Origin of the sequence: uncultured Cardiobacterium sp. (assembly GCF_938028185.1) — a bacterium.
GTDB lineage: Bacteria > Pseudomonadota > Gammaproteobacteria > Cardiobacteriales > Cardiobacteriaceae > Cardiobacterium.
The window spans coordinates 1-4,122 of sequence record NZ_CALJAH010000129.1 but is presented as its reverse complement, the minus strand read 5'-3'; the positions used below and the strand labels follow the sequence as shown (position 1 = coordinate 4,122).

Annotated in this window: 4 protein-coding genes; all 4 read left to right on the top strand. The window is 63.9% G+C overall.

Going from position 1 to position 4,122, the window contains the following annotated elements; translation table 11 throughout:
* On the top strand, positions 1–1,051 hold a 1,051-nt coding region (locus Q0349_RS04015; RefSeq protein ID WP_298079590.1), incomplete at its 5' end, for a WG repeat-containing protein.
* Complete coding sequence (locus Q0349_RS04010; protein WP_298079589.1) at positions 1,048–1,638, top strand: 5-formyltetrahydrofolate cyclo-ligase; 591 nt, start codon at positions 1,048–1,050, stop codon at positions 1,636–1,638. The genes Q0349_RS04015 and Q0349_RS04010, both read left to right, overlap by 4 nt.
* Complete coding sequence (gene pyk, locus Q0349_RS04005; RefSeq protein ID WP_298079588.1) at positions 1,635–3,095, top strand: pyruvate kinase; 1,461 nt, start codon at positions 1,635–1,637, stop codon at positions 3,093–3,095. Before Q0349_RS04010 ends, pyk begins: the two co-directional genes overlap by 4 nt.
* 351 nt (positions 3,096–3,446) lie before the next feature.
* Positions 3,447–3,989, top strand: a complete 543-nt coding sequence (locus Q0349_RS04000; RefSeq protein WP_298079587.1) for a hypothetical protein — start codon at positions 3,447–3,449, stop codon at positions 3,987–3,989.
* Positions 3,990–4,122 lie beyond the last annotated feature (133 nt).

The window sequence follows — 4,122 nt, the reverse complement described above, 5'->3', positions numbered from 1 at the left end:
CATCGGCCAACCCGACGGCTGCCCGCTGCCCCTGCCGCAGGGCATCCAGCTCAATCCGGACATCGCCGCCGGTCGTTTCATCGGCACGGGATACTTCGACGAGGAGACCTTCGCCGATACGCGGCTCAAGGCCGGGCGCTTCCTCAGCCGCGATGAGCGGGCGCAGTACGCCGCCGCCTGGGACAACGCCGTCTGGCTCAACAACGGCCGCATCGCCACCTGGCGCAACCACGCCTTCGCCATCCTCGACGCCGACGGGCGCGAGCTGACGCCGCCGCGTTACGACGAAATCGTCTTCTTTGCCGCGCTGGTCGCCGGAGCGCCCATCCCGGTGCGCGTTGGCGCGCGCTGGGGTTATCTCAACGACCGGGGCGAAGAAATTATCGCGCCGCAATTTGAACAACCGGGGCTGTTTTACGACGGCATCGCGCGAGTCAAACGCGACGGCGCATACAGCTACATCGACCACAAGGGACAACCCGCCGCCGCACCAAACGCCGCCCGTCCGCGCATTCCCGTCGAACCGCCGCCCATCAGGCTGAACAAACCCGGCGAATACTCCGAAGGACTCGCCTCTTTTGAACGCGACGGCCTGTGGGGCTACCGCAACGAAAAAGGCGAAGCAGTCATCGCACCGCAATTCGACGCGGCGGGCGACTTTCATGACGGACTGGCGCAGGTCAGTATCCGCGGACAACCGCCGCGCTACATCAGGCGCGACGGCACATACATCAGCGCGCCGTATGGCAGCGATGGCATGGGCATCCCGGATGGCGCGCTGGAGCGCATCCCCTACCGGCAAAACAAACAGTGGGGACTGATCGACCTGCATGGCCGCGTCATCACCCCGCCGCGCTTCCGCCTGCGCCATGTCATTGAAGCCATCGTCCACCCGCTATTCTGGCGTGGCGTCGCCGTGGTTTACCTGGCGGAAAACTGGCCGCGCGAGGAGGAAGTGCTGATTGACCGTGATGGCTGCGTCCTCGCCCGGCGCAGCAGCTTTTTTGACGACGGCTTTGAGCTGCTCTCCCTCACCCCCGACCAACCATGACCCCCGACCTCAAACAACTCCGCCGCGACATCCGCGCCGCCCGCCGTGCCATCGCCCCCGAAGAACGCCAACAGATAAGCGCAGCGACCGCCGCCACCGCCCTCGCCTGGCTGCGCGCGCGCGCAGACATCCGCCGCGTCGCCACCTTCCTCTCCCTGGCGGAAGAAATCGACACCGCGCCGCTCAACCGCGCCCTGTGGCAGGCCGGGTACCGCCTCTACCTGCCCTATGTGCGCGGCAAGGGCGAAGCGCTGGTGTGGTTGCCCTATCAAGAAGACACCGCCCTCGCGCCGGACGCCGTCGGCATCCCCGCGCCGCCGCTGCAAGCGCCGCTGGAGGTGCTCGCCCTTGACGCCGTCATCACTCCGCTCGTCGCCTGGGACGCCCGTGGCACCCGCCTCGGCATGGGCGGCGGGTTTTACGACCGCACGTTTGCGCGTAAAATACCGCACGCCAAGCCGTGGCTACTCGGAATCGCTTACCCTTGTCAAGCCGTTGCGACCCTGCCGCGCCGACCCTGGGACGTGCCGCTCGATGCCGTCGCCAGCGCCGAAAACCTCTACACCTACCTACAGGAGCAGCCATGAGCCAAGAACACCGCGACCTTACGCGCATCAGCCACCACACCAAAATCGTCGCCACGATCGGCCCCGCCAGCAGCGACGAAGAAACCCTCGAACACATGATCCGCGTCGGCCTGAACGTCGTCCGCTTCAACTTCAGCCACGGCGACGCCGCCTTCCACGGCGAAAACGCGCGCAAAGTGCGCGAAGCCTCACGCCGCGTCGGCCGCGAAGTCGCCATCATCGCCGACCTGCAAGGGCCGAAAATCCGCGTCGGCGTCATCGCTGGCGGCAAAATGGAGCTCGCCCGTGGCGACAAACTCATCCTTGACGCCGCCTACGAAGGCGAAGGCAAAGACCACCGCGTCGGCCTTGACTACCGCGAACTGCCGAAAGACGTCAAGGCGGGCGACATCCTCCTCTTGGACGACGGCCTGCTCAAACTCAAAGTCGAACAAGTCATCGGCGACGAAGTGCACACCACCGTGCAGAACCCCGCCGTGCTCAAATCCAAAAAAGGTATCAACAAACAGGGCGGCGGCCTCACCGCCCCGGCGCTCACCGAAAAAGACTACCGGGACCTCAAAACCGCGGTCGCCATCGGCGCCGACTACATCGCCGTCAGCTTCGTCAAATCCGCCGCCGACATGGAACTCGCACGCCAACTGGTCAGCCAGGCCGAAGACCGTGGCGAAATCCTGCCGGGGCTGATTGCCAAAATCGAGCGGGTTGAAGCCATCGCCAACCTCGAAGAAATCATCCTCGCCAGCGACGGCGTCATGGTCGCCCGTGGCGACTTGGCGGTCGAAGTCGGCAACCCTGCCGTACCGGCGCTGCAAAAACGCATCATCCGCACCGCGCGCCGCCTGCGCCGCTTCACCATCACCGCCACCCAAATGATGGAAAGCATGATCACCAACCCGGTGCCGACCCGCGCCGAAGTCTCCGACGTCGCCAACGCCGTCATTGACGGCACCGACGCCGTCATGCTCAGCGCCGAATCCGCCGCCGGTGCCTATCCGTTTGAAACCGTGCGCACCATGGCCGAAATCTGCGCTGCCGCCGAACAATCGCAACTCGGCCAGAGCTTTGACCACACCTACGACGAAATCCCGGTTGAGCGCATCGACCAGGGCATCGCCAACAGCGCCGTCTTCACCGCGCAACTGCTGCACGCCAAAGCCATCGTCGCCCTCACCGAAAGCGGCACCACCGCCTTCCAAATCAGCCGCTTTGGCATCAACCTGCCGATACACGCACTCACCCCCAGCCTCGCCGTACAGCGCAAAATGAGCATCTACCGCAGCGTCCGCCCGGCACGGCTGGATACCAGCAAAGAGCACGACGAAGCCATCCGCGAAGCCGAAGAATACCTCGTCCAGCGCCGCCACCTGAAAAGCAACGACCTCTACGTCATCACCAGCGGCTCCATGCGCAGCAGCGGCGGCACCGACGAACTGCAAGTCCGCCGCACGCGGTAAACGTGGCGCAGCCATTCCCCCTCCCCCTGTGGGAGAGGGGACGGGGTGGGGTTAGCTGACATACCCCGCTATCCAAACGTCAAAACCACGGGGGTGAAGGCAAAACCTTTACCCCTTTTTCCATAACCTGTCCCGGAGAAAACCGGAACTGTCTGGTGGTCAACAAAATGAAAAAGCCCGCCGTCGCCAATGTTCCGCCGATTTGCTCCCTCCCTCGCAGGGTGCGCCAGCACCCGCAGCGGGGGAGGGTTGGGGAGGGGGTAGCGTTCATGACATAACCGCCGCCGCAAACCCGTCATCCCCGAAACAGCATACCTTTCAGCCCCTACCTACCGAATCAGAGAAAAAACCATGAACCTTCACAAAACCCTGCCGCTCATCGCCGCCCTTGCCCTCAACAGCGCCCTTGCCGCCGACGAACCTGCAAAACCTGCCGAACCCGCAAAAGAAACAACCCCAAAAGCCGCCAAACCTGCCGACGCCATCGAAGGCGTGGAATACAGCGACGACAAAGAATGCCACATCAAAACCAACGCCCAGCCCATGCCGGTTATCCACGCGCTCATCGCCGCGCGCGGCCTGCCCGGAGCCAACGCGGACGAACTGCGCATTGCGCTCGGCACCGCCATTGCCAACGGCTGCGACCTGAACGAACCCGACCGCGCCGGACTACAACCGCTCAACGCCGCGATATTGTTTAACGACGCCGAAATCGTCGCGCTGCTCCTGGAAAAAGGTGCCGACCCCTACCAGAGCATCCACAAACCCGGCAGCCAGATTGACGGTGCAAACAGCTTTGACTTCCTGCAAAAAATCGAAGAAAAAGAAAAAGCACGCAAAGGCGAACACCCCGACCGCTCCGCCGTCGCTACCGCCCTGCAAAAATACCGCTGAGACGCTGCCTGCCCCCGTGGTCATCGCGCCACAAATCACACAACACAAGGGGGTAAATCCCCTCCCCTGCAGGGCGAGGCCCGCAGCGGGCGGGTTCCCACGCAAAATGCATCCGCATTTTGCGTGGGGCCCG

Excerpts from the sequence above, each read along its gene's own strand:
- Q0349_RS04010 (WP_298079589.1), top strand. The coding sequence starts at position 1,048 with ATGACCCCCGACCTCAAACAACTCCGCCGCGACATCCGCGCCGCCCGC.
- pyk (WP_298079588.1), top strand. The coding sequence starts at position 1,635 with ATGAGCCAAGAACACCGCGACCTTACGCGCATCAGCCACCACACCAAA.
- Q0349_RS04000 (WP_298079587.1), top strand. The coding sequence starts at position 3,447 with ATGAACCTTCACAAAACCCTGCCGCTCATCGCCGCCCTTGCCCTCAAC.